General features: G+C 42.1%; 5 protein-coding genes. 2 read left to right on the forward strand and 3 right to left on the reverse strand.

The genetic code is table 11. The annotated features are described in order from the left end of the window. Positions 1–280 precede the first annotated feature (280 nt). Complete coding sequence (locus B4H32_RS11370) at positions 281–442, forward strand: hypothetical protein (protein WP_004676555.1); 162 nt, start codon at positions 281–283, stop codon at positions 440–442. 55 nt (positions 443–497) lie between these two features. On the opposite strand, the gene B4H32_RS11375 is transcribed toward B4H32_RS11370, so the two are convergent. From B4H32_RS11375 to B4H32_RS11385, 3 genes are all read right to left on the reverse strand, one after another. Continuing rightward, positions 498–1,019 carry a hypothetical protein gene (locus B4H32_RS11375; RefSeq protein WP_286803136.1) on the reverse strand — a complete coding sequence of 174 codons (522 nt, stop codon included), beginning with the start codon at positions 1,017–1,019 and terminating at the stop codon, positions 498–500. Positions 1,020–1,085: 66 nt separating this feature from the next. After that, positions 1,086–1,538, reverse strand: a complete 453-nt coding sequence (hemJ, locus tag B4H32_RS11380) for a protoporphyrinogen oxidase HemJ (protein WP_004676559.1) — start codon at positions 1,536–1,538, stop codon at positions 1,086–1,088. 18 nt (positions 1,539–1,556) lie between these two features. Continuing rightward, on the reverse strand, positions 1,557–2,786 hold the full coding sequence (locus B4H32_RS11385; RefSeq protein WP_004757371.1) for a beta-ketoacyl-ACP synthase II: 1,230 nt from the start codon (positions 2,784–2,786) through the stop codon (positions 1,557–1,559). A gap of 290 nt (positions 2,787–3,076) precedes the next feature. On the opposite strand from B4H32_RS11385, the gene B4H32_RS11390 reads away from it, so the two are divergent. Beyond that, positions 3,077–4,426 carry an EcsC family protein gene (locus B4H32_RS11390; protein ID WP_004682816.1) on the forward strand — a complete coding sequence of 450 codons (1,350 nt, stop codon included), beginning with the start codon at positions 3,077–3,079 and terminating at the stop codon, positions 4,424–4,426. The last annotated feature ends 57 nt before the right edge of the window (positions 4,427–4,483 follow it).

The following is a 4,483-nucleotide window of genomic DNA, read 5'->3' on the forward strand; positions in this document are numbered from 1 at the left end:
TCGGGAGTTACTTTGCTACGCTTGAGTGTACAACTGTACACTGCTATTATCTTAATTAATGTGAACATGTGTACACTATTGTTATCCAATGAAGCATCATGTTGTAATACATGATCAGAAAAAAAGAGGTATTCGCTATGTCAGTAGTATGGTTTCCTGTAATTGCATTTGGTCTGGCTGTGGTTGTTGGTCGTATTGGTACAGTCATGTTCCGAGAACAAGAGCAGGAACTTAAATAAGTTCAGAAGAACCTGATTTTTAACATGAGAGGTAAGTAGTAATGATTCCAGTAATTTTATTTCCAGTGGTTGCATTTGGTTTGGTAATTGGCGTAGGGCGTGTTGGTACAATTGTTAAGGATGCAATGCGTGTGGATTTTACGACTGAAATGGATGATAGTCATGAACACAGCCCAGAAGCTCGCAAAGGCTCTATTGTTTAAAGTAGATTGCGATCCAATTACCTAAAAAGCCCTGTGGATAAAATCACGGGGCTTTTTATTTTTTAATGATATTTGGAATTTTCCTGAAAAAAATATCTCGTGCAATGTCACCCTGCTGTTCAATATTATAATCCTCAAAAGCTTTGCCCTGAATAAATGGATAACAGTAAGGATTGTATTTTTTAAAACTTAGATAATAGCCCAGTTGTAGGATTGCACCTTTCAGAATGACATTAGTCTGTTGCTGGTATTGTAAAATATGTGCCAGCTCATGAATAAAAACACCCTGTAATGCCATTGAGCATTTTGAATAGTCTGCACTGAAAGAGGGTTGACATGCGAATAAATTGCCATTCGGTGCGATAAAAATATTGGCTGGCTGCCAAGGTAAATAAGGGGTATTAAAAATTCTTACCTGATCATAGTTGATCAGGTTGCCAAAAACCTGCTGTGCAATCTCCACTTCACCCTGCGTGAGTCCACGACATTCAAATTCATTTATCCTGAAATGAACAATTAGGCTGGAAATAAATCTGGCTTCTAATCTCTGTATCAACGATTGTGTGGGCTGGGACATATTTGATGATATCTGGGATTAAAATTATTGTTGGGAATTATCTTCACTTGAAAAGAAAAACCCCAGTTAAAACTGAGGTTTTACCACAACTAAAATGACCACTGCAAGTAGGATCAGGGTGGGCATTTCATTAAAGAACCGCCAAAACTTATGTGATTTGTAGTGGGCATTACCAATCAGTTTTTTACGGTAATAACCACATACAAAATGGTAAATCACCAGTAAACCCACCAAACCGACTTTAAGATAAAACCATAACGCTTCATGATAGTGTCTGGTGGCATCCCCCCAGTCCACAAGGAAATGGGCGGTGATGAGTGTAGCAATCATGGATGGCCACATAATGCCACGGTACAATTTACGTTCCATGACCTCAAAGCGCTGATGACTGACAGTATCTTCACTCATCGCATGGTAAACATAAAGACGAGGCAGATAGAATAATGCAGCGAACCAACACACCACAGCGATAATATGTAATGCTTTAACCCACAAGAAAGCATCAGAAGGTGCATCCATCGATCATCCTAGGTGGGATTATGCATCCCACTTCTTGAAAATGAGGCAGGCGTTTACACCGCCAAAGCCAAAACTGTTACTCATGATAGTATTCAGTTTTGCATCACGTTTTTCAAGTACAATATCGAAACCTTGTGCGCCCTCATCCAGTTCTGTGACGTTGATATTTGGTGCAATAAAGTCATTTTGCATCATTAGTACAGAATAAATCGCTTCTTGAACACCAGCGGCACCCAGACTATGACCCGTCATGGATTTGGTTGAACTTAATGGTGGAACCTGACCTTCACCAAAAGCACGTTCGATTGCTTTAAGCTCCGTCACATCACCAGCAGGGGTGGAGGTACCATGCGTGTTGATATAATCAATCTGCTCAACACCATGTTGTTTGGCTTCTTCCAGTGCCATGAGGATACAGCGGGTTGCACCTTCACCACTTGGCGCAACCATGTCAGCACCATCACTATTCGCTGCATAACCGACAACTTCCGCCAAAATTTTAGCACCGCGGGCCTGAGCATGTTCCAGTGATTCAAGAATAACGAAACCACCACCGCCTGCAATGACGAAACCATCACGGTCTTTTGAATAAGGACGTGAAGCTGTTTCTGGGCTATCATTATATTTAGAGCACAATGCGCCCATTGCATCAAAAAGCAGGCTTTGAGACCAGTGATCTTCTTCACCACCACCTGCCAGCATCAGGTCTTGTTTACCAAGTTGAATCAGGTTGTAAGCATAGCCAATCGCATCGGCAGATGTCGCACATGCACTGGTAATGGAGTGAGCGATACCCTGAAGTTTTAATGACACACCAACGTTTGCAGTAATGGTGTTGCTCATATTGCGTGGAACAAAGAAAGGTCCAATTTTACGTGCGCCTTTTTCCTCTAAAAGTTTCACCATTTCAGCAACAGAGGCGGTTGAATTACCGCCACTACCACCTGTAATCCCATAACGTGGGTTATTGGCCAGGTCTTCCTGTTTAAGGCCTGCATTTTCTACCGCCGCAATCGCCGCATTGTAGGCATACATGGCACAGACACCCATAAAACGTTTAATTTTACGGTCAATGCCATCAAAATCTTGAACAGCCGCCGCGCTGACATGGCTCTTGAAATTAAGTTCAGCATAAGTTGGGTTAAAACGTGTCCCAGAGATTCCATTTTTTAAAGAATGAGTAACCTCTTCCAAAGAGTTGCCGATGCATGAGTTGATGCCCATACCAGTGATTACAACACGTTTCATTTACAGATCCCTTTTATGGTAATGCTAAGCTATGTACGATAATCGTTATTCATAAATCAGGAGAATATAACGATTAAAACAGCTTATAAGTGAATGACACCATGATAGCAGAAAGGTTTTTTATTTCTTATGGCAAATTTTATGCCTATTTCCAGTTGTGTAAATATTAGTAAATATCAGTCATGTTGTGACGAAACGTAATGAAAGTACACACATAAAAGTTGAGATAAATAGATATTCAACCTAGTATCTACCTAGAAATGCACACAATTACAGAGCAGAGGTATTTGATGACAAAATCCCAAAATAAGCAATCTTCAGGTTTATTGGCACAGGCCTTTGGAGTGGCTAAAAAGCTCAGTTCAGAATTACAAAAACGTCAGCTTGCCCCAACGACTTCCGCAGCGGAACTCGCCCATTCATCAAATGTGATTGAGGGAAGTGCCCGCTTCAAACCTCCATTTGAGGTGGAAAGGTATGAAACACCACAACAGATGCTGCGCCAGCAATTGCCTAAACTGTCAAACCAGTTGCTGGGTCGTCATTACACGCGGGTCAATAATTTCGCCACCTTTATATCGCCAGACCTTGGGGAAAAAGTCTCTGAATACCTGTTTCAGTGGCTAAATGAGTTTAGTTCAAACACCTCTTTAACAGAAAAAATTCTTGAGGAGGCAGGGGTGAAAGACATTGCTGAACTCACCAGGGATACAGGTCGTTCCCAGCGTCTGAGTCAGGCCTTGATTGAACAGAACAAGCTTTTGGCTGCGGTGCAGGGTTTGATTACAGGTGCAACAGGGGTGTGGGGTGCGGCAATAGACATTCCTGCCTCAATAGTTCTGGCATTGAGAACTGTATATCAAACAGGTCGTTCCCATGGCTTTGACCTCAATGGCGACACAGACCAGGAAATTGTTGCATTTATTTTCAAGGAAATTGATTTGAGCCTTGTGGCGGAAAAGCAAACCCTGCTACTTACATTGAAAGCCGTGAAATCCATGCTGGAAACCCATGACCTGCAACAGTTCCAGCAATTGTTGGGTTCAAATAACGATATTGAAATGATCAGGAAATGGCTAGTTGATGATGAGGGACAATTTAAGTGGGGATGGCTCAACCGTATTCCCCAAGCCTCTGTGATTGGTAAGCTGACTCCTGTGGCAGGTGCGGCATTGGGCAGCTTTTATAGCTGGAAACTGCTTGAGGATGTAGGGCATAAGTCTCAGTCAGTATTTGGTGCGGCACGTTTCTATTTAAATGAGCATCCAGATGAAAAGATTTCCCCTTTGGCTGCTTATTACAAGGCCGAAGCCTTGCTTCGCAAGGCCAGTCCAAAACTGTTAAATCCAATTGAAACTGAATCACATAAACCGTCTACAGCGGAAGCAACTAAAAATGATGTGATTACCCATGTTGATGTTCGGGCAAAAGAAAATGCTGCCGATCAGCCATCTGTGGAGGAAAAGGTGGAAACTGGTATCCAGCAACTGGCAAGCCAATATGTTGAAGAGCATGAACATGCTGAACAACAACCTGCCTTGACTGCACAGCAGGATGAGATAATCACAGAAGATGAACCTGAAATTGTGGCTGAACAAAAACCAATTGAGGTAGAACCAGCGTCAACAAAACACAGCTAATTTGTTTCATGATGTATTCATACATCAGAACGCAACAAAAACACTAGGAATGGTCAG

The organism is Acinetobacter sp. UBA2063 (assembly GCF_002333245.1).
Taxonomy (GTDB): Bacteria; Pseudomonadota; Gammaproteobacteria; order Pseudomonadales; family Moraxellaceae; genus Acinetobacter; species Acinetobacter parvus.